This is a genomic window from Paenibacillus sp. NPDC058174 (assembly GCF_042883865.1).
Taxonomy (GTDB): Bacteria; Bacillota; Bacilli; order Paenibacillales; family Paenibacillaceae; genus Pristimantibacillus.
Genome location: NZ_JBHVUY010000001.1, coordinates 1,556,196 through 1,576,870, shown reverse-complemented (window position 1 = coordinate 1,576,870; position 20,675 = coordinate 1,556,196). Strand labels below are relative to the sequence as shown.

Here is a 20,675-nt window from a genome sequence, read left to right as displayed (position 1 = left end):
AGGGAGTCGGAAGATGGCGAATGATCAGCATACTGAACTAGAAGCCGAGCAAAGATTAGATCATGTGAAGGATCAGTTAATTGAACAGGGCAAGAAGAGAGCCTCTTTAACGTATAAAGAAATTATGGAGAAGCTTTCGCCTTTCGATCAGGATCCGGAACAGATTGATGAATTTTTCGAACAGCTCGATGATTTGGGTATCGAGGTACTGAACGAAAATGATGAGGAACGCGATAATCCGCTCCGCAGCAATGACGATCAAGAAAGAGAACAGGACGAATTCAATTTCGATGACGATCTGGCTCTTCCTCCAGGGATCAAAATCAATGATCCGGTTCGGATGTACTTGAAAGAAATCGGGCGTGTTCCGCTTCTTTCGGCAGATGACGAAATTGAATTGGCAAGAAGAATTGAGAACGGGGACGAGGAAGCGAAACGCAGACTTGCGGAAGCCAATCTACGTCTCGTTGTCAGCATCGCGAAGCGTTATGTGGGACGCGGCATGCTGTTCCTGGATTTGATTCAAGAGGGCAATATGGGCTTGATCAAAGCGGTTGAGAAATTCGATCACCAAAAAGGCTTCAAATTCAGTACGTATGCGACATGGTGGATTCGTCAAGCCATTACACGGGCTATTGCCGACCAGGCGCGGACGATCCGGATTCCGGTTCATATGGTGGAAACGATCAACAAGCTGATCCGCGTTTCCCGTCAATTGCTGCAAGAGCTGGGGCGCGAACCAACGCCTGAAGAAATTGCGGCTGAGATGGAATTAAGCACGGACAAGGTTCGGGAAATTATGAAAATCGCACAAGAGCCGGTATCGCTCGAGACGCCTATCGGCGAAGAGGACGACTCCCATCTGGGCGACTTCATTGAGGACCAAGAAGCGCTCGCTCCTGCGGATGCGGCAGCTTATGAGCTGCTGAAGGAACAGCTGGAGGATGTGCTCGATACGCTTACTGAGCGTGAAGAGAATGTGCTCAGACTCCGTTTCGGTCTGGATGACGGACGTACAAGAACGCTCGAAGAAGTCGGCAAAGTGTTCGGCGTTACGCGCGAACGGATTCGCCAAATTGAAGCGAAGGCGCTGCGCAAGCTTCGTCACCCGAGCCGCAGCAAACGGCTTAAAGATTTCCTCGAATAAAATTAAATGTATCGATAACGACCTTCTGCTCATGCAGCAAGGTCTTTTTTTCCACAAAACCGAGAGGAACCTATTCGGCCATGAATGAAGAGCGCAGGCAAATCATTGTGAAAGAAATCGAGCATTGGAGCAGAAGCAAACTATTACCCGATCAATATTGCGATTTTTTATTAAATCTGTATGCCGATCAGGAACAAAGGGAGCAGGAAGGGAAAAAGCCGGGCGCTAGACGCGAATCGTCTTATGCGGTTGCCAAAGCCTTAATGGCGGCACAGCGTGCATCCGGTAAGTACTGGCTCCTTACATTTGGTTTTTTTACCTTAATTTCCTTTGTTGTGCTTTATTTTAACGCTTTTCATCCGCTATTGCAAATTGGGGTTTCGCTCTTGGGCGTTTCCGGTTTGATGTGGGCTGGCAGCCGGATACGGCGGCGCAGCGAGGCGGGCGGATTGGCGTTATCCGGTGCAGCTATGCTGCTTCTGCTGGGCTCAGGCCTCTATATGCTGGAGCTGCATGAGTTGAGTGAATGGGGCTGGAAAACAGCGCTGCTGGCTTTTTGCGCTATATTTTGGATCATATATGGCATTGCAGCGAAAATTCAGACCTTCCATTTTTGCGGCTGGATTGCGGCTGTTCTAGTCTATGCCTGGCTGCTTTCCTCTTTCCTGGGAACGCCTTCTTGGTACGAGCCGCAGCTCTATTGGCTGCCGATTGCCGGGATCTTCGGATGGGCAAGCTGGTTTATTCACCGGTCGTCCAAGCCGGTATCGGCTGTGCTATTTGCGATGTGTGCAGTGCTCTGGTTCATGCCGGAGCTGTATGCGATGTTGTTTATTGATGAACCGATTTTATTGCAGATTCAATTGCTGTTAAAAATCGCGATTGGCGGAGGACTGCTGTTCGCCTTGCGAAAACAATGGATAGTGTGGGTTGCCTAATGTTAAAAATATCTAAGCGTCTGCAGACGATTGCAGACTTCGTTACACCAGGCTCGCGTACAGCTGATATTGGCTCCGATCACGCGATGCTTCCGGTTTATCTGCTTCAGACAAACAGGGTTCCTTCGGCAATTGCCGGAGAGCTCAATCAAGGCCCTTACGAGGCGGCGCGCAAGCAGGCTATGGATGCAGGACTGCTGAAGCGGCTTGATGTACGCCGCGGAGACGGCTTATCCGTCCTGCAGCCGGGAGAAGCCGATACGGTTACGATTGCCGGCATGGGCGGCGCTCTGATGAGCGACATTTTGGAAGCGGGTTATGGACAAGGCAAGCTGGAAGGCGTCCGGGAGCTTGTGCTCCAGCCTAATGTAGGCGAGGATATCGTTCGGAACTGGCTGATAAAGCGCGGCTGGTATTTGCAAGCGGAGTTGATTTTAGAGGAAGACGGCAAGATCTATGAAGTGCTGCATGCGGTGAAGCTGCAAGACGACCCGACAGGAGCTGCTCTAACGGCTCTCGAGGAGCGTCTCTATGACAGTTCCTTTTTGCCCATTGAGCTGAATGCTGAGCAAGGCAAAGCGCTGCTGCTGCAAATGGGGCCGCATTTGCTGCGTCAGCCTACTGATGTGCTTGTGGACAAATGGCGTTTGGAGCTGGAGAAGCTGGAGAGAATTTGCGCACAGCTGGCGCTTTCTGAACTGCCGCAGGCAAGTGAAAAGAGGGAGCAGTTCCGTGCACAAATGAAAGCAATTGAGGAGGTGCTGCATTGTTTGCCAACGGTCAAACGGTCGTTCAGTTAATGGAGCAGCTTGCTCCTAAACATTATGCAGTCGAGAATGATAAAATCGGCCTGCAATTAGGTACCTTGAATAAAGAGGTCAAGAAAGTATTCGTTGCGCTGGATGTGACGGAAGAAGTCGTAGATGAGGCGATTGCGGCAGGTGCGGAGCTTATTATCGCGCATCATGCGATCATCTATCGTCCGCTGGCGAAGCTGGATACATCAACGGTTGCGGGCAAGCTTTACGAGAAGCTGATCAAGAATGATATTGCCGTATATATTTCGCATACGAATCTGGATGTAACCGATGGCGGCATCAATGACTGGATGGCGGACATGGTTGGCATCGTGCCTGATGCACGTCAATGCCTCGAAGAGATACATACAGATAAGCTATACAAGCTGGTCGTCTTCGTACCAGAGAGCCATCATGAGACAGTACTGAATGCAATGTTCCAAGCTGGTGCCGGAGCCATCGGCAATTACAGTAAATGCAGCTTCAATATTGAAGGGACCGGCACATTTCTTCCGGGCGAAGGGACGTCCCCTTTTATCGGAACGGCAGGAAAGCTGGAGCGAACGGCGGAAATCCGGATCGAGACGATCGTTCCACACAGCGTTCACCGCAAGGTGGTGCAAGCTATGCTGAAGGCACATCCTTATGAGGAGGTAGCCTACGATCTGTATGCTGTCGATTTAAAAGGACGTTCCTTCGGTCTGGGACGGGCAGGAAAGCTGAAGGATGCTGTGACGCTTGGAGAACTGGCTGAACGCGTTAAAGCGGTATTCGACGTGCCTATGCTGCGTCTGGTAGGTGAACCTGACCGGATCATCCGCAAAGCAGCTGTACTTGGGGGCTCCGGATCGAGATACATCCGCCATGCGATGTTCGCCGGTGCTGACGTCCTCATTACAGGCGACATTGATTACCACACCGCGCATGATGCGTTAGCCGCAGGGCTGGCGATTATTGATCCCGGACATAATGTGGAGAAAATTATGAAGCAGCGTGTTGCAGACTGGCTTAACGGCGAGCTGGAGCAGCGCAAATACCAAACGGCAGCTGTGGCGTCTGCGCTGAGCACAGAGCCTTTCCGTTTCGTATAAGCTAAGCTAAGTAAAGTAAAATAAAGAAATAGGCTTATGTAAAATTAACGGATTTACATTGGCAACATATTTAAGGTTGAGCTTTTGCTCAATACCTTGTATACTTATTCGTGCATCGGAAAGTTTGACAGACAATCGCTGGCGGCCTTGTTGCCGCGAGAGGAAAGTCCGGGCTCCACAAGGCAGGATGCTGGATAACGTCCAGTCAGCGCGAGCTGAAGGATTAGTGCCACAGAAATGGACCGCCGATGGCCGGCTTAGCCGGTACAGGCAAGGGTGGAACCGTGGTGTAAGAGACCACGAGGAATGCAGGTGACTGCATACCTGGTAAACCCCATCTGGAGCAAGACCGAGAGAGCGCAGCAGCCTAGAGCTGCAGCCTTAGCCTGAGGCGCGTTCGGGTTGGTTGCTGGAGCCGTTCAGTAATGACCGGCCTAGATAGATGATTGTCGCTTCGTCGTGGGAGGGTCGTTCCCGTTTGGACCACTGGAAGTACAGAACCCGGCTTAAGGCAAACTTTCCGCACGGAACAACAAACAAGCACCTCTTGGCGATAGCGCCTGGAGGCTTTTTTGTATTTGTGTGCGGGAGCGGGGACAAAGAGATTTTTTCGCTGTCCATCCGTGCGCAAAAGATGTGTTGAAATAGGAGATGACTTCATTTATGACCTTATTCTATTATATAGCTTCGGCACATGAGCTGCCGACAGGCTCATTTGGGCAGAACAAAACTGTTATGACGCTTATTGATTATGTTACCCATGTGAATCCTGCGGCGAAGGAACAACATTTTACACAATTGATGCTGGAAAGAAATCCACTTAAACTTACGGAGGTTTATGATACGGAGGAGGATGCTGCGGGTTTGTACATAGCAGGGCCAATGACCGGACAAAACTATTCACATTTATTCGATCATCCTTACGTTTACCAGGTAAACGCTGAAGCAGGAGATTTCAAGATTGATGATGAAATGAAGCAGTCGTCTCCACAGCATTATCAGACAAGCATAAAGTGCTTAACCGAACTACTCGATTATTTACGCTCAAATTTGAGAACAGGAGAGTACTTAGAGCTGTTTTCCTGCTGGACGGATGGGATGGACCGCTTCAAGAACGCATCGAAGAAAGAAATGGATCTCGAACTCGATCTTTCATCTTTCCAATTGGGGAATGAGTTTGAGTGGAAAGAATGTCAGTACATAAAAGTAATACGATGAAGCTACAAGCTGAAGGTAACAAGATGAAGGGAACAAGCTGAAGGAACAAGATAAATTAAGCAGAATGCTCATTAAAGACAGGCAAGATCCCATTGCATGTGAGGAGAAGACTCAACGTAATGGAAAAGAGTGTCCCAAGGGATATATAAATCTTTAAGAGGATTGCGGCCATCTTCCTCATTTTGAGAAGGCTGGCCGTTTCGCCAAAGATGTCATTCAATTTGTTTTGGAACGAAATTATTAGGGTGATATCGAGGGCTTTGTATGTCTTCAACCGCGAAGGAGCGAAGCGAAACGAGTTCATGCTGACTTTTCGAAGATTCACAAGATGTTCCAAAGCGGGAGCGAGGGAACAAGGAATCAAGAACGGCAGCATGAACCGGTTCGCGCAGTGACTGGCCTTGTAATTGTCCATTGAACCGCCAAGGAGCGAAACGAGTACATGCTGACTTTTCGAAGATTCACAAGATGTTGCAAAGCGGGAGCGAGGGAACAAGGAATCAAGAACGGCAGCATGAACCGGTTCGCGCAGCGACCGATCACTACACAAAGCGTCAAAATGCAAAAGTGCAGGTTGTACGCCGGTTTTTTGCCGATTATCGCATCAAAATGTAAATATGCAGTTTGATTGGCCTAAAATGACTCAATTGAGCGAAAATGAGCGATTTCAAATGCACTTTTGCATTTTGAGAGCTGTTTTGGGCTTTTTGGGGCTCATCAAAATGTACTTTTACATTTTGTCTCTCTCTCTGGGCGTGAAGAGGGGAGTAAGACGCAGTATAAGCTCGCACATCGAGATATGTGGCTGTAAACCCCGGCCGCTCTAAAAGTCTAAAAGGACCTCAAATCCCGCTTGCAGCGGAATTGAGGTCCCTTCATTTTATACGGATGATATTCAGCTGTTATGTGAGTACGTTCAAGACAGTCTGTTCAAGATTTACTGCTTGCTGTATTTTTGGGTAATGGCATTGAGCCGTTTCTTCACCTGCATCGGATAGGTTTGTAGCGACGCTGCCCCGTATTGGGATGCGGCTTTCAACGCTGTATCAATATCGATAAGCCCATAGCCGAAATAGTTGTCTTTGCCGGCTTCGCCCAAATCCTCAGCCGATTTGCGCATGATGTCCATGACCTCGACATTGGTCAAATCGGGATTGACCGACCGGATCAGACCAGCCAGCGCAGCTACATGGGGAGTGGCCATCGAAGTGCCGGATAAAGCGGCATACTGGCCGCCAGGATAGGTGCTGGCGATGCTGTCCCCAGGCGCGGCAACGTCGATGTAATCACCGTAGTTCGAGAAAGAAGCTCTTTGTTTTTTGGCATCGGTGGCTGCGACCGCGAAAACTTCCGGATAGGCGGCAGGGTAGCCTGGACGCTCCGTGTTGTCGTTGCCGCTGGCTGCAACAAGAACGACGTCGTGATCATAGGCGTATTTGACTGCATCATGAAGGAAATCAGCTTGCGCGTAGTTGCCCAGACTCATGTTAATAACCTTTGCGCCATGATCGGTTGCCCAAATGATGCCTTGAGCAACGGAATAGGCCGAACCGGCGCCGCTGCTGTCCAGCACTTTGACCGGCATCACTTTGTTGTACCACGAAAGCCCTGCCACGCCTTCTCCGTTGTTGACGGTGGCGCCTATAATGCCGGATACGTGAGTGCCATGGCCTACATCATCATTAGGAGCAGCCGCACTGTCTACGATGTTCGTTCCGCCACTGAGCTTACCTTTAAGATCCGGATGATCGGCCTGAACCCCTGTATCCAGCACTGCCACGAGTACATGGTCATTGCCTTTGGATATGTCCCAGCCAAGCTCTGTTTTAATGGAGGGCAGATTCCATTGGTATTCGGAATAAAGCGCGTCATTAGGCGCTGCCTCATTTGTCATATACAAGTAATGCGGCTCAACATATTCTGTTTTCCAGGACTTGCGGAAATATTTAATCATTTTCTCCGCATCCATGCTTTTTGAACGGAATACATACGTATCGCCAATTTGCTGAACCGCATGGGCATTAATTTTAGATTTAATTTGTTTCATTTGCTGCTCAGACGGCTTATTGGCAAAATGAACGACGACGTCGCGTACATGGTAGTGACTGGCATTGCCATTGTCTTCACCGGTCCGTACGGTTATGTCGGTCGTTGAATTCGGCTTGACCGACTCAATCCGGTAGTTGCCTTCCGCCGGATACGGAACAAGCCGCAGATTGCGTTTTTGATGCCTTTCCACCTGTGTGACGATATCCTGCTTAATGACGCCGATTACGGCAATCCCTTGATGCTTCGAATCAGGTACGCCAAGTACGATGAATCGGCTGCCATTTTCTCCGACAAAAGCTTTAGAAACATATTTATGTCCTTGTTTGACATGGGTCTTCGCTTCAGTCACATAACGTTCCGCTATTTTGTCTGATGTTTTCGGCAAAGTGCCCCGATCGACGCTGCGGTCTCCGGAAAGCCAGCTGATGTAGGACATATGCTTATGGGTGTCCATCATCTGATCAATTTTGCCTGTTTTTCCTTTGCCGCCTTCGGTTGAGGACATAAGTTTGTAAAATTCTTTAGAGCATTCGCTTGTACAAAGCAAAGATGTAGCTTCCATATCGTTGTTTAATGTTTTAAGTTTTTGTGCGTGTTCGTGCTTCACCGATAAAGTTGACGACTTTGGCGCTGTGGGTGTTCGATCAGGAATAAATAGGGGGGCTGCAGGTATAAGCAGCGTAGCTGCTGCCAATACCGAGAATACGCCGATCCACTTTTTTTGCATGTTTGTACGGCACCTCCTGTGCAGATAACGATTATGATCGCTCTCCCTATAGATTCCGATTGCGCAAGCAAAAATATGCGGCCACATTGTCTGAAACGCCAGTACCATCCGAAAGCAATTTGTGGTACTATGTTGATGCCTGAGTTTTTTTGTTTTGGATGAAGAAAGGGGAACTACTTACGATGCCATCGACAAATACTAAAGCGCTTAGCGAAGCGACAAGAAGCAAGCTGAAGGATGCAATCAATGGGCTGGAACCGTTTCTAAACCAATACGCGCTCAATCAACTGGCCGGTGATGATAACGGCGACGAAGCACAAACCTTTTATAAAGGACTGCTGTCCGATCTGAGACATTTGCTGGTGTTTTCTGAAGTTTCGGTTGAGAAACTTGGCGTATTGCTCAGAAGACCCAATTTCGATAATGACTTTGCAGAGCGTGCGTTGTATGAAGTGTATCATCAATGCGTCAATGCGTTTTTCTATCCGAAAAACGAATGCTACTCCGAAGACGGCCGTTATGCATACACGGGCCAAGATGCGATTCGCTTCCGCTTCAAGCCGGTACGCGAAGCGCGCAATATCGTGCTGAGCATGTCCAAAATATACGAAGAGCTGCGAGATGAATTGGCCTACTATGAGAATGACTACATGACGCAGCGCCGTATGCAAGGGCAAAAATAAGGCAGAATGAATCACCTCCGATCAGGGAAACTTGATACCGGAGGTGATTTTGATTATGCCAAAAGGCGTAACCTGCAGCGTATCGAATTGCTCGTTCTGGAAGGAAGGAAATAATTGCAACGCTGAATCTATTTCCATCGATATTGATCAGCATGCCGGATTCGGCGAAGAATTTGCTTCTGACGATCTGGGACTGTTTCATCAGGATCAAGCGACTCAATCGTCCGCGACTTGTTGCGACACATTCAAACCGAAGGGGTGACCAGGAATGGCTACAGACCGTAGGGATGAACGCGAGAAGGACTGGAACGACGAAGACCGGCCCGAAAAGACAGATTTTCCGACTTATAATGTAGCAGCTCCCAACGGGCTGCCAGGCATAAGCAATAATTATTATAATGATCTTAATGAAGAGATGGCTTCCGACTTCGCTGTCGGCAGCACCGTCTCCTATGTGCCACGGGAAGAAAAGCAGCAAAGGGAAGACACGGTTGTCGCGAGAGAAGCAAGCGGCGGGACAGCGCTGGGATGGGTTTCACTGGTGTTTGCAGTCGCATCCTGGTTCCTGTGGCCGATTCTGATGGGCTTATCATCAGTTGCTCTTGGCTATATGGCATATCGTCAAGGAGCCCGAGCGCTTGGCGGCTGGGCGATTGCGATCGGCCTAATTGCTGTATTGCTCTCCGCCGTTATCGTCCCGCTTTATTACGCCGTGACCTAAGTTGAAGTTCAGGTCAACGTTATTCCGAAGCCCATAATGGCTTCAACGTATAAATGTTTCTAACCAAAAAAAAACCCTGCGTTCGCAAAAACGCAGGGTTTTTTTTGATTGGAAATTGTCTTTGTAACACGCCATTAAGGTTCGAAAAACAATCAAAATGCAAAAGTGCAGGTTGATAAACCCCAAAATGCGAAAAACACCGATCAAAATGTAAAAGTACATTTAAAAAACGCTCAATTAAGCTAATTCTGTGCTTTTTAAGCCGATCAACCTGCACTTTTACATTTTGAAGAGATAAATCGTCGAATAATAGCTGAACAGCATGTACTTTTACATTTTGACTGTTATCAATTCGCGCAAACCCTGCTCGTTATGGCTCAAACCCAGTTCGAAGGTCTGTGTCGTTCAGGGCCGGCCTAAGGGAGAGCGGAGCGCTTTGAGTTCAGGATGACTTTTTGCCGATTCTATCCATCATTCATCGTGTAAGCGATAGGAGATGGAATCAAGAATGGCAGCATGAACCAAAGCGCGCAGCGACCCCTGGGTTAGCTCGAATGCTCCGATTACTCAATCGTAAGCGCAAAATGCTGAAGCACCTTCTCGTTCAACGAAAGCATCCGCTGATCGAGCGCACTGATCATGTCCGCCGATTCCTTCAGCTGTTGTCTAATTTCCGGAGGGATGCCCTCATGAAATTTGTAATAAATTTTATGCTCCAGACTGGCCCAGAAATCCATCGCACTTGTCCGGATTTGGATCTCCACTAAGACATTTTCCATACGATTTGTAAGAAACACAGGAATCTCTACAATCAGATGAACGCTTTTGTAGCCATTAGGCTTTGGATTTTTGACATAATCCTTCACTTCAATAACCTTGACGTCGGATTGCTTGCAGATCATGTCGAGAATGTGGTAGATGTCGTTGGAGAAAGAACAAATGACCCGTACTCCGGCAATGTCCCGAATGTGGGATTTAGCATTTTCCAGCGAAATATCGAGATTTTTGCGTCTAAGCTTTTCCATTACACTCTCTGGCGTCTTGATCCGCGTCTTTACATGCTCAATCGGGTTGTAGTCATGAATGAATTGAAATTCCTCGTTCAGTATGTTGAGCTTCGTCTCAACTTCATCAAGTGCAAATTTATACGTAAGAAAAAAGTGCGCCCATTGCTTTAACTGATTTGGCTTCATCGTAAAGGTTCACTCCTAAATAATTTACTTCGAATCTATTCTGTACGCTCTATTGTACCATGTTCCCGGACAGATTTCCTTTCTGCCGAAAACGCGTTCCTGTATTGACATTAAATTTGGATTGAATGGTCTGCGAAATTTACCTATAATTCTCTATATGGGAGGGAACGGACGATGATAATTGATATTCATAATGCTTGTTGGGAACGCAATGATGAAAAGATATTAAAGGATGTAGACTGGCAGGTTAAGGATGGCGAGCACTGGTGTCTGCTTGGTCTTAACGGATCGGGCAAAACGACGCTGCTCAATATGATTAATGGATATATTTGGCCAACGAAAGGTCAGATTGAAGTACTTGGCAAAAAATTCGGCGAATACGATTTGCGCGAGCTTCGCAAAAGCATCGGCTGGGTCAGCACATCGCTTCAGCAAAAGCTGTATGGCAGCGAGACAGCGCTTCATATCGTGCTTAGCGGAAAATTTGCCACGATTGGTCTATATGACCAGACGGATGAAGCAGATAAGGAGCAGGCGCTGTCATTGATGACAAGCCTTGGCTGCGCATCGCTTGTCAGCCGCACCTACGATACGCTGTCCCAAGGACAGCGGCAGCGGATTCTGATTGCGAGAGCTTTGATGGCGAAGCCTCAATTGCTTATTTTAGATGAACCTTGTACAGGTCTGGACGTGTTTGCGAGAGAGCAATTGCTGGGGATGATCAATAAAGTCGTCGCTCGCGAGGATGCCCCAACTGTCATTTACGTTACCCATCATGTAGAGGAAATATTGCCTTGCTTCAATAAGACCTTGCTGCTGAAGCAAGGAGAGGTGTTTGATTCCGGTGCAACGGAGCAGGTATTAACGTCGGATGTTATGAGCCGTTTTTTTGATGTACCAGTAGAAGTGGAGCGCAGAGACGGGCGCAATTGGCTGTTTGTCAAACAAACGGAGCCGTTATGGACCTCCAGCTAAATCTAGCTCCGCCAAGAAAAAAGAGATTTGCGCACTGGCTGAGCAATCGGATCGCCAACCGTCTGGAGCATGACAGCTATATTTGGCGATGCAGCTCGGCTGCACTGCTCATTTTCAGCTCGTTTATATCCGGTCTTGCAGCGCTTGGAATGCCCACGGGCTTTGGCGCAGTTGCTGATATTGGAGCGTTTGTTCTGGCAAGCGGGTTCGTGCTTATTTTTGCTACCCAAGCGATTGCCATACTGCTGTCATTGATGTACTTGCCGGTGCCGCGGTTATTTCTCGGATTTCTAGGCTATACGGCGACTTTAGCTTATTTCGTCTTCTTCCACTTATCATTTGGCGTCTGGCCTTCCATATGGATGGCCGGAGCTTTTGCCATTGTAGGCGCGTTTATCGGCATTGCAGCGGGCTGGATCTGGCGTTATAAGCTCAAAGGCGTGAAGTGGGTAGCTGCAGCAGCTGCGATATCAGCCGTTTCGGCGGCCGCTATCCTATATCCGCTGGGAGAAGGAGTAGCAGAGCCCTCTTCAGCCATCCAGCATGATGCTGATTCAGCAGCGGCAGACGTTAGCGTCCCGGCGGTTATCGGACCGGAGCACCTTCAGCTGGCGGATCCTTCGGAGCCCGGGAGCTTCCAATACCGGGAGTTTACTTACGGCAGCGGTGATGATCGCCAGCGCAAGTCATTCCGCAGCGGTACAGAGCTTATTACCAGCTCTGTAGATGCTTCCGGCTATATAACAAAGTGGCCGTGGCTGAAAGAGCTGTTTTGGGGATTTGACGAGGAGAAGCTGCCTGTAAACGGTACGGTCTGGATGCCAGAGGGAGAAGGAGAGTTCCCGCTGGTTCTGATCGTTCACGGCAACCATCTGATGGAGGACTTCTCTGATGGCGGCTATCGCTATTTGGGTGAGCTGCTGGCAAGCCGGGGGATGATCGCTGTTTCGGTAGATGAGAATTTCCTGAATTATTCCGCGTGGTCGGGCATTCCGGATCAAGATTTCAAAGTCCGGGCGTGGATGCTGCTGAAACATTTGCAGCAGATTCAGACGTTTAACGAGCAGCCGGACAGCGCTTTTTACGGGAAAGTCAATTTGGAGCAGGTTGCGCTTATTGGCCATTCCAGAGGAGGCCAAGCGGTAGCGATGGCCGCAGACAGGAACCAATGGTTCGCTGAGGACAAGTCCTTGGATAGTCTGGATTCGCTCCATATTCAATCCGTTGTCGCACTGGCGCCAACGGATAAGGAAATTGATGATAAGCTGGCAATGCTTCAGGATGTCAATTATTTGACGCTGCAAGGTGCGCGCGATGCCGATGTGAACAGCTTTTATGGCGACCGGCAATACAGCCGGACTAGTTTCTCCCAAGAGACAGCGAATCACTTCAAAGCCTCGTTATATATTGCAGAGGCCAATCATAGCCGGTTCAATTCGGATTGGGGTACGATGGATGAAAGCTTGCCGGGAGGCTTGCTGCTAAATCAGAAAGGAATGCTGAAAGCCGAGGAGCAGAGGCAAATTGCCAAGGTTTATGTATCTGCCTTTCTCGAAACGACATTGAACGGTCAAGAGGGCTATGAACCGTTATTCCAGGATTATCGTTCTGGAGCGGATTGGCTGCCTGCATCGACCGGGTATGTGAGCCGTTACGAGGATTCCAGCTTTGCCGCAGCCGCAACATTCCCCGAAGATTCGAACAAGGCAAAGCTTCCGGCAGGCGGAAAGCTTGAGACCGACGGCATGCTTCAGATGTCGGATTCCAGCTTGATGGATGATGGCAGTAAAGGGTCAAAAGGCGTCGTTATCGAGTGGGAGGACAGCGGATCTTTGACATTAAATCTTCCTGAATCGTACAGTACTGCAGTCGCGGAGGAGGAACAGCATGTTCTTACGTTCTCGATTGCCAATCTTGCGATGGAACTGGAGATGGAGAGCCCGGGAGAAGCGTCTGCGGACAGCGCGGTGGATACCGCTGCGGCATTACCGCCGCAGCCAAACATCGCGATCGAGATTGTCACGACTGATGGCAGCACCGTAGAACTGCCGCTCGATCAGTTCATGGAGGTTCCGAATCCGTTCGATTCTACCTATCTGAATATTCCTTGGCTGGAGAAGCGAATTAAAGACGGCAAGTACAAAGATTCCGCAGAACCAGTGTTCCAAACCTACCGGTTGCCGCTGGCTCACTTTGCCGAAGAAGCGGGAGTTCCATTATCCGATCTGCAGGTCTCTGAAATTTCGTTCCGTGTGGAAGAAGGCCCGGGCAAGGTAGTGCTGGGCGATATCGGTTTTTCACAATAAACAGCAAAAAGGCAATTCGTCGCAATGACGGTTGCCTTTTTTTGGATACACGGGCCGTTCTACTGCCCCTCTTTGAACTTAAAGCTCCTAGCCGCATAGAGGAATGGAGTAGAGCAAACCGAGACGAGGAATTTAATGATGTAGGTGGATAAAAATACGGACAGCCACACCTTCATCTCATACATGCCAGCGAATGCAATCGTGCAGAAAATAAGCGTATCGACAAGCTGACTGACAACGGTGCTTCCGTTATTTCGAATCCAAAGCTGATTAGGCGCGGGGAAAGCCCGCTTCAGCATGGAATAAATACGAACGTCAAGAAACTGGCTGACAAAATAAGCGCATAGGCTGCCAAGCGCAATTTGCGGCAGCAGGCCAAAGATCGTCTGCATCGCATCTTGCGATTGCTGCGCCATTTCATTGGAAGACGGCTCGAACAGAAGAGCCAGCTGCATAATGGCTGTTGAAGCGAGCAAGGTGAAGAAGCCGAACCATACCGCTTTTTTGGCTGCTTTCTCGCCATACTTCTCGTTCAGCAGGTCGGAAGCCAAATAGATCGTGCCGTACATCGTATTGCCGAGTGTAATGACGATGCCAAAAGGCATATCAATCGTCTTGACTACTTGAATATTAGCCAGCACAGTGGCCATGCCAATCCAGGCGTAGACGCCGATCCGGCCGAACAACCGGTAAGACAGAAGAAAAAGCGAGAAATGGACGAGCATAAAGAAGACACCTAACGACAAATTAAACATAGTGAAACGAAACCTCCTAGTTTTGATAACGCGGGAGTTTGCGAACCGCGGCTTGCTGTGGCACAGAGCAACGTGTATGATAGTATTTCTGCCCTAGTCATTATAATCGCTCGTCCGGTTAGGGGCAATAGCAAAATCCTTTCCTTAGGACAAATCGGCAATGATACAATATTTCAATACTTAGGCATAAAGGAGCGATTAGGAACGATGGAGGATGAACAGATTAAGGCAGAACAGAAACGCGTCGACCGGGTCGTTGGCTGGATAAGCGAACAAATTAATACGCTGCGGGAGCAGACTGGCGAAGTGCGTACAGATATAGTCGACATTAGGCGTGATTTCTGGGACGACGTGACCGTCAACTTCGAAGATGCCGCAGAAGCAGCGGAGACGGCGGCCAGCTTGAAGCAGCAGGCAGAGGTGCTTATCGAGCGCGAGCACGCGCATGGACGCGCGGAGCGCCAGCTGAAGCTGCTGCTGAAGCTGGAGCAATCGCCTTACTTTGGCCGTGTCGACTTCGTTCAAGAAACGAATGGGGAAGACGAGGCTGAGCTTGAGTCCATTTATTTAGGTGTCGGATCCTTGCTTGATGAGAGCGGAACGAATTATTTGATTTATGATTGGCGGGCACCTGTGTCCAGCCTGTATTACGATTACTCGCCGGGTCCGGCGAAATACGATACGCCCACAGGGGAAATTGAAGGCGAGATGACGCTGAAACGGCAATATGTCATCCGTCGCGGCAATATTGCCGGCATGTTCGACACCGGTGTTACGATCGGCGATGAGCTGCTGCAAGAGGTGCTGGGCAAACAGTCGGATGCGCAAATGAAAAGCATCGTCGCTACCATTCAGCGGGAGCAGAACCTAATTATCCGCAATGAGCGGGCAAAGCTGCTGGTCGTGCAGGGAGCGGCTGGCAGCGGAAAAACATCGGCGGCACTGCAGCGGATTGCCTACTTGCTGTACCGTTACCGTGATACGCTGACGGCTGATCAGGTCGTTTTGTTCTCGCCGAACCCGATGTTCAACAGCTACGTATCGACTGTATTGCCGGAGCTTGGCGAGCAGAACATGCAGCAGACGACGTATCAGCAATACGTGGAACACCGGCTGGGCCAGTCGTTTGCGCTGGAGGATCCTTTTGCTCAAATGGAATATACGCTTGGCGCGATCGGCCAGCCGGAGTATGAAACGCGGCTGGCTGCGATCCGTTATAAAAGCGGCGCATCGTTTATGTCGCTGATTGTCCGTTACGCCGATTCGTTGAGCGGCACTGGACTAAGGTTCAAGGCGATCAAATTCCGCGGCCGGAATCTGATCTCCGCAGAGGCGATACAGGAGCGGTTTTATAGCTTGAACGGCACGCTGTCGCTGTCGAACCGGATTCGGATGGTCTCGGAATGGCTGCTTAAGGAGCTGACCATTCTGAGCCGCAAAGAGCGCAAGAAGCAATGGGTCGAGGATGAGATGGAGCTTCTGGACAACGAAGCCTATATGCATGCATTTAATGAGCTGCTCCGTAAGGAACAGCTGACGGACGATTCCTTCGGCGATCTGGACCGGGAGAAGGATATACTGGCCGCGATGATCGTTCAAGAGCGCTTCAAACGGCTGCGCAGCAGAGTGAAGAAGCTGAAGTTCATCGACCTGCCTTCGATTTATCGCGAGCTGTTCGCAGATCCGGCCAAAGCGAGCAGCCTGTTGAATGACGAGCAATCATCGATTCCTGAGAACTGGAAGCAAATTTGCGGGCTAACGCTTGATCAGCTTGCTGCAGGCGTTCTGCATTATGAGGACGCAACGCCATACTTATATCTGAAAGATTTAATCGAAGGGTTCCAGACGAATACTTCAGTCCGTCATGTATTCATTGACGAGGCGCAGGATTATTCGCCGTTCCAATTTCATTACTTGAAGCGCATCTTCCCAATGGCTAAAATGACGGTGCTCGGCGACGTCAATCAGTCGATCTTCGCCCATGCAACGGTTTTCAGCCGCTTTCCGAACTATTCACCGAGGCAGAGACGGAGAAGATTATCCTGAATCGCAGCTATCGCTCGACTCGGGAAATCATTGACTTTACGAGCCTTATAATCGAGGACGGAGAACAGATTATTCCCTTCAACCGGCATGGTGAAAAACCGGCCTTTACGGTTGTACATGACAAGAACGAGCAAATCCGTCTGATTGGGGAGAAAATTGCCGAATTCCAGAAGGACGGGGCGCAGTCGATTGCGGTCATTGCGAAGACGGCTAAGGAAAGTGGGGAGGCTTACGAGGCATTAAAGGCGGCGAACCCTGAACTTCGCCTTATTGCCAAAGAAACCGTCACCTTTGAGCAAGGGACGGTCGTTATTCCTTCGTATTTGGCAAAGGGCGTGGAGTTTGACGCGGTCATTATTTTCGATGCTTCGAATGATGTCTATAACCAAGAAAGCGAACGGAGACTGTTCTATACCGCTTGTACCCGGGCGATGCATGACTTGCATATATTTAGTACCGGCGAGCCGACAAGGTTTTTAGACCGTGCGCTCCCAAGCTTAGCTCTATAGCACATGGGATGAGAGCGGGATGGCCGGAGCTGCAGGGCGGATTAGCGGCCGCGCCGCACCTCCGGCCATATTTCTGCCACATCCACTTTAAGCTCCGAAGCGATCAGCTCAGCTGTGAGCCGCTGGGGCTTTTCAATTTTCCCGTTTCTGAGCTTTGATATCGTCTGAAGCGAAATGTGGGTAGCTGCTGATAATTGATTTGCACTCATATCACGTTTCGCCATCCATATTTTCAGCCGCATAGAGGAATCGACACCTTCGCTAACGGGCTTCAGATCCCAAATGATGAATGCATATTCCTTGACGCTGCCGAAGCCGTCGTAAATAGGGGTGAACGTGATCGAGAGCTCAAACTCGACCCCGCCAAGCTTGTTCGTCTTCACTTTAATATTATTCGCTTTTTTTAATTTGCCGGCGGTTTCCAGCGCTTTCTGAATCCGTTCAAATTCCTGCTCGGAAATAAACTGCAAATAGTTTTCGTCTTCCAGACTATTTTCCGGCTTAAGCAGCAGCGGCGCGTAGAAATCTCTCAATATGCGGATGTGATAGGTAGAGTCGACAATTCCGCTGATGAGCACTTTAGTGTGCTCAAATTGCTCTTCGATCCATCTCTGCGCGCTAAGATCCTCGACTTGGAGGAGGGACAGGCAGCCTGTTTCCCCGCTAATGCCGGGCAATGGCGTATGATCCATGCGGATTGGCGTGCGGCGCTTGCCTGTGCAGAGATAGGTTTCCCTTTGATAAGGCCGGGCAGCAGCTTGTACGGAATACTGCTCAATGATGCTGCGTGCACAGTGCCCTTTCAATTCTTCTATCGAACAGCCCATTAAACGGCTGAAAGCATCGTTGGCTTCGACTAAGCTTGCGGTATTGTGCAGATTGCGGATGATGGCCATCGGCCGGTCCAGAATTAAAAAAATATGATGATACAAATCCAAAGACAGCCTTCCTCCCAGTTTCGTTTATTACTAAACGAGTATAAGAGAAGTTATACCCCTATACAAGTAAATTGAATTAATTAGCGGGTTTAACAGGAATTTCATGACCGCTTGTTTAATTATTTAAACTTAGGAGCTTCAGAGGCAAGCTGTCGCCGGAAAAACAGCGGCTTATGCGTTATAAGTGGTATTTTCCGCTTTTTGAACACTTTATTTCCTCTTAACATCCTTATACTATTGTTAGAGACAGAGATGTTTTGTACATAATTGGAGGGGTAGTCTTACAACATGGATATTTGCAGCATGGAAAATTGCAACAAACCGATCAAAGCAAAACAGTTATGTTCCATGCATCACCAAAGAATGCTTAGACATGGTGATCCGATGACCGTAAGACCAAGAAAGGAGAAAATCAAAACGACCTGCAAATGGGTCAGCTGCACGAAGGAGGCAGCGACAAAGGGTTACTGCGCCAAACATTATTACATACAGAGAGTGATGGCGAACGGTAAAGGTTAGATTAATGTGAGTTAATCTGACACGTTTTGAAAATGGGGTGTCATTTTTCAAGGGAAGATGTATAATGGTATTAAATCAGTCTTGCTTTATAGGTATATCATCCTGATACTGCAGTACAAATCAAACTGCGGAGGTGAACGTCCAACTTGATCCAAACGGCACCTTACGGCTTGTCTATGAGCGATTTGTATTTGTTCAACGAGGGAAGCGCCTATCACAGCTACCGGTACATGGGCGCGCACCCGATTGCATTGAACGGCGTTTATGGCGTCAGATTTGCAGTATGGGCTCCTAATGCCGCTGAAGTTCATATCGTTGGCAGCTTTAACGATTGGGACAGCGGTATTCACGCTATGGAGCGAATCGGCACCACCGGTATTTGGGCTTCTTTCATTGCCGGCATTGGCGAAGGCGAGACTTATAAGTACGAGATTACAACCCCGAGCGGGGAGCGGCTGCTTAAAGCTGATCCCTATGCTTTTCTGGCGGAGAGGCGGCCCTTGACCGCCTCCGTCATTACCGATTTGAACGATTTTCCTTGGCGTGACGAGCGATGGGTCAACAGCAAGGAAGGACGTTCCGCGTATACAAATCCGCTGCTTGTATATGAAGTGCACGCCGGATCGTGGAAGACGAAAGGCAAGGAGGTTTTCCTCACTTATGATGAGCTTGCATCCGAGCTGGTTCCTTATGCGGCCGAAATGGGCTATACGCATATTGAATTAATGCCGCTTGCCGAACACCCTTTCGATCAATCCTGGGGCTATCAAATTACGGGCTTTTATGCTCCGTCCAGCCGTTTTGGCAGGCCCAAGCAGCTTATGCATTTCGTCGACTGCTGCCATGAGCGCGGAATCGGCGTTATTCTGGACTGGGTGCCCGGTCATTTCTGCCGGGACGATCACGGGCTGCGTCTATTCGACGGCATGCCGATTTTTGAAGGGCCTGACGAAAAGCTTGCCGATAAGCCGCTATGGGGGACATTGGCTTTTGATTTTAGCAAAAACGAAGTAGTAAGTTTCCTGATTTCCAATGCTGTCTATTGGATGGAAATGTATCATATCGACGGCCTTCGGGTCGACGCGGTTGCCAGCATGATCAATCTGCATATGGACAAACCGCGGGAGCAATACACCTGGAATAAGCTTGGCGGTACGGACAATTTGGACGCGCTGCGCTTTTTGAAACGATTGAACGAAACGGTATTTCACTATTTCCCTCACACACTGATGCTTGCAGAAGATTCTTCCGCATGGCCCGCAGTCACCTCTCCTACATACTTAGGCGGGCTAGGATTCAATTTCAAATGGAATATGGGCTGGATGAACGATATTCTCCGTTATATGTCGCATGATCCGGCTGACCGCCCGCAATACCACCACTTAATTACTTTCTCTCTGCTATACGCTTTCTCTGAAAACTATTTGCTTCCGCTTTCACATGATGAAGTTGTACACGGCAAACGCTCGCTGCTTAACAAAATGCCCGGCACTTATGAGGAGAAATTCGCTCAGCTCCGGTTGTTTTACGGGTATTGGATGACTCATCCCGGCAAGAAGCTGCTCTTTATGGGCGGTGAATGGGGACAATTCGATGAATGGAAAGATGCCGAAACGCTAGACTGGATGCTGCTTGATTATGATTTGCACGGGAAAATGAAGCACTACGTCCAGACGCTCAATACTCTCTATGTATCGGAGCCTTCGCTCTGGGAAAGAGACTGCGATGCTGCGGCATTTCAATGGATTGACGTTCATAATGCTCAGCAATCTATCATATCCTTTATTCGTTATGGCAAAAAAAGATTTTCCATCATCGTAGCGAATTTCTCTCGCACCGGCTACGCCAGCTATCGGATCGGAGTTCCGGAGGCAGGCATATACCGGACGATTATGAACAGTGATGATGAGCGCTTCGGAGGCTATGAAACTCAGCATTCGCTGAAATTCGTCAGCGAGAACGTTGCTTGGCACGGCTACAACCAAAGCATTTCACTACATCTCCCCCCTCTATCCTTCCAATTACTCAGCTATGATCTGGGGGACACACATTAAGAAGGAGTT

At 49.1% G+C, this 20,675-nt stretch carries 16 protein-coding genes, 1 other RNA gene and 1 pseudogene; 14 read left to right on the top strand and 4 right to left on the bottom strand.

The genetic code is table 11. From position 1 onward, the window contains the following. Window positions 1-13: 13 nt before the first annotated feature. The 7 genes from rpoD (at window position 14) to ACFVVF_RS07220 (ending at window position 5,806) form a co-directional block, all read left to right on the top strand. Window positions 14-1,147 carry an RNA polymerase sigma factor RpoD gene (gene rpoD, locus ACFVVF_RS07250; protein WP_042162754.1) on the top strand — a complete coding sequence of 378 codons (1,134 nt, stop codon included), beginning with the start codon at window positions 14-16 and terminating at the stop codon, window positions 1,145-1,147. A gap of 80 nt (window positions 1,148-1,227) precedes the next feature. Next, a complete protein-coding gene (locus ACFVVF_RS07245) occupies window positions 1,228-2,085 on the top strand; it encodes a hypothetical protein (protein ID WP_387806734.1) in 858 nt (285 codons plus the stop codon). After that, window positions 2,085-2,885 carry a tRNA (adenine(22)-N(1))-methyltransferase gene (locus ACFVVF_RS07240; RefSeq protein WP_387806732.1) on the top strand — a complete coding sequence of 267 codons (801 nt, stop codon included), beginning with the start codon at window positions 2,085-2,087 and terminating at the stop codon, window positions 2,883-2,885. The genes ACFVVF_RS07245 and ACFVVF_RS07240 overlap by 1 nt, the downstream gene beginning before the upstream one ends. Then, the gene (locus ACFVVF_RS07235; RefSeq protein ID WP_387806730.1) at window positions 2,852-3,973 is read left to right on the top strand and encodes a Nif3-like dinuclear metal center hexameric protein; all 1,122 of its coding nucleotides are present in this window, start codon (window positions 2,852-2,854) and stop codon (window positions 3,971-3,973) included. The genes ACFVVF_RS07240 and ACFVVF_RS07235 overlap by 34 nt, the downstream gene beginning before the upstream one ends. A 119-nt stretch (window positions 3,974-4,092) precedes the next feature. Then, an RNA gene (gene rnpB / locus ACFVVF_RS07230) (RNase P RNA component class A) lies at window positions 4,093-4,497 on the top strand. Window positions 4,498-4,636: 139 nt separating this feature from the next. Continuing rightward, window positions 4,637-5,191, top strand: coding sequence for a hypothetical protein (locus ACFVVF_RS07225; protein WP_387806729.1), 555 nt, complete (start codon window positions 4,637-4,639; stop codon window positions 5,189-5,191). 468 nt (window positions 5,192-5,659) lie between these two features. Next, the gene (locus tag ACFVVF_RS07220) at window positions 5,660-5,806 is read left to right on the top strand and encodes a hypothetical protein (RefSeq protein ID WP_387806727.1); all 147 of its coding nucleotides are present in this window, start codon (window positions 5,660-5,662) and stop codon (window positions 5,804-5,806) included. Window positions 5,807-6,128: 322 nt separating this feature from the next. Here ACFVVF_RS07220 and ACFVVF_RS07215 read toward each other — a convergent pair whose 3' ends face one another. Then, entirely contained in the window at window positions 6,129-7,745 is a 1,617-nt protein-coding gene (locus tag ACFVVF_RS07215; protein ID WP_387806725.1) for a S8 family peptidase, read from the bottom strand. A 404-nt stretch (window positions 7,746-8,149) separates the two neighbouring features. Between ACFVVF_RS07215 and ACFVVF_RS07210 the strand changes: the two genes are divergently transcribed. Genes ACFVVF_RS07210 through ACFVVF_RS07200 form a run of 3 tightly spaced genes read left to right on the top strand, consistent with a single transcriptional unit; the run spans window position 8,150 to window position 9,371 of the window. Further along, entirely contained in the window at window positions 8,150-8,650 is a 501-nt protein-coding gene (locus ACFVVF_RS07210) for a YpuI family protein (RefSeq protein ID WP_387806723.1), read from the top strand. A 55-nt stretch (window positions 8,651-8,705) separates the two neighbouring features. Next, window positions 8,706-8,912, top strand: coding sequence for a DUF1540 domain-containing protein (locus ACFVVF_RS07205; protein ID WP_042162746.1), 207 nt, complete (start codon window positions 8,706-8,708; stop codon window positions 8,910-8,912). Window positions 8,913-8,918: 6 nt separating this feature from the next. After that, entirely contained in the window at window positions 8,919-9,371 is a 453-nt protein-coding gene (locus ACFVVF_RS07200) for a hypothetical protein (RefSeq protein WP_387806722.1), read from the top strand. A 563-nt stretch (window positions 9,372-9,934) separates the two neighbouring features. Here ACFVVF_RS07200 and ACFVVF_RS07195 read toward each other — a convergent pair. Continuing rightward, window positions 9,935-10,564: a GTP pyrophosphokinase gene (locus ACFVVF_RS07195; protein ID WP_387806720.1), complete on the bottom strand. Its 630-nt coding sequence runs from the start codon at window positions 10,562-10,564 to the stop codon at window positions 9,935-9,937. 174 nt (window positions 10,565-10,738) lie between these two features. Here ACFVVF_RS07195 and ACFVVF_RS07190 point away from each other — a divergent pair, with 174 nt between their 5' ends. Then, window positions 10,739-11,539 (top strand): ABC transporter ATP-binding protein, encoded by an 801-nt coding sequence (locus tag ACFVVF_RS07190; protein WP_387806719.1) that lies wholly within the window; start codon window positions 10,739-10,741, stop codon window positions 11,537-11,539. Continuing rightward, window positions 11,524-13,845, top strand: a complete 2,322-nt coding sequence (locus tag ACFVVF_RS07185; protein ID WP_387806717.1) for an alpha/beta hydrolase — start codon at window positions 11,524-11,526, stop codon at window positions 13,843-13,845. Before ACFVVF_RS07190 ends, ACFVVF_RS07185 begins: the two co-directional genes overlap by 16 nt. 59 nt (window positions 13,846-13,904) lie before the next feature. Here the strand turns inward: ACFVVF_RS07185 and ACFVVF_RS07180 are convergent, their stop codons facing one another. Next, window positions 13,905-14,600: a queuosine precursor transporter gene (locus ACFVVF_RS07180; RefSeq protein WP_387806715.1), complete on the bottom strand. Its 696-nt coding sequence runs from the start codon at window positions 14,598-14,600 to the stop codon at window positions 13,905-13,907. Window positions 14,601-14,807: 207 nt separating this feature from the next. Between ACFVVF_RS07180 and helD the strand changes: the two are divergent. Then, window positions 14,808-17,155, top strand: a pseudogene (gene helD, locus ACFVVF_RS07175) (RNA polymerase recycling motor HelD). 41 nt (window positions 17,156-17,196) lie between these two features. Here helD and ACFVVF_RS07170 read toward each other — a convergent pair. Further along, window positions 17,197-18,093, bottom strand: coding sequence for a helix-turn-helix domain-containing protein (locus ACFVVF_RS07170; protein WP_387806713.1), 897 nt, complete (start codon window positions 18,091-18,093; stop codon window positions 17,197-17,199). 665 nt (window positions 18,094-18,758) lie between these two features. On the opposite strand from ACFVVF_RS07170, the gene glgB reads away from it, so the two are divergent. Continuing rightward, window positions 18,759-20,666, top strand: a complete 1,908-nt coding sequence (gene glgB / locus ACFVVF_RS07165; RefSeq protein ID WP_387806711.1) for a 1,4-alpha-glucan branching protein GlgB — start codon at window positions 18,759-18,761, stop codon at window positions 20,664-20,666. Window positions 20,667-20,675: the final 9 nt, after the last annotated feature.

Bases quoted from the DNA above. Each gene is read 5' to 3' on its own strand.
- rpoD (WP_042162754.1), top strand. From the start codon at position 14: ATGGCGAATGATCAGCATACTGAACTAGAAGCCGAGCAAAGATTAGAT.
- ACFVVF_RS07245 (WP_387806734.1), top strand. From the start codon at position 1,228: ATGAATGAAGAGCGCAGGCAAATCATTGTGAAAGAAATCGAGCATTGG.
- ACFVVF_RS07240 (WP_387806732.1), top strand. From the start codon at position 2,085: ATGTTAAAAATATCTAAGCGTCTGCAGACGATTGCAGACTTCGTTACA.
- ACFVVF_RS07225 (WP_387806729.1), top strand. From the start codon at position 4,637: ATGACCTTATTCTATTATATAGCTTCGGCACATGAGCTGCCGACAGGC.
- ACFVVF_RS07220 (WP_387806727.1), top strand. From the start codon at position 5,660: ATGTTGCAAAGCGGGAGCGAGGGAACAAGGAATCAAGAACGGCAGCAT.
- ACFVVF_RS07215 (WP_387806725.1), bottom strand. From the start codon at position 7,745: ATGTCCTCAACCGAAGGCGGCAAAGGAAAAACAGGCAAAATTGATCAG.
- ACFVVF_RS07210 (WP_387806723.1), top strand. From the start codon at position 8,150: ATGCCATCGACAAATACTAAAGCGCTTAGCGAAGCGACAAGAAGCAAG.
- ACFVVF_RS07205 (WP_042162746.1), top strand. From the start codon at position 8,706: ATGCCAAAAGGCGTAACCTGCAGCGTATCGAATTGCTCGTTCTGGAAG.
- ACFVVF_RS07200 (WP_387806722.1), top strand. From the start codon at position 8,919: ATGGCTACAGACCGTAGGGATGAACGCGAGAAGGACTGGAACGACGAA.
- ACFVVF_RS07195 (WP_387806720.1), bottom strand. From the start codon at position 10,564: ATGAAGCCAAATCAGTTAAAGCAATGGGCGCACTTTTTTCTTACGTAT.
- ACFVVF_RS07190 (WP_387806719.1), top strand. From the start codon at position 10,739: ATGATAATTGATATTCATAATGCTTGTTGGGAACGCAATGATGAAAAG.
- ACFVVF_RS07185 (WP_387806717.1), top strand. From the start codon at position 11,524: ATGGACCTCCAGCTAAATCTAGCTCCGCCAAGAAAAAAGAGATTTGCG.
- ACFVVF_RS07180 (WP_387806715.1), bottom strand. From the start codon at position 14,600: ATGTTTAATTTGTCGTTAGGTGTCTTCTTTATGCTCGTCCATTTCTCG.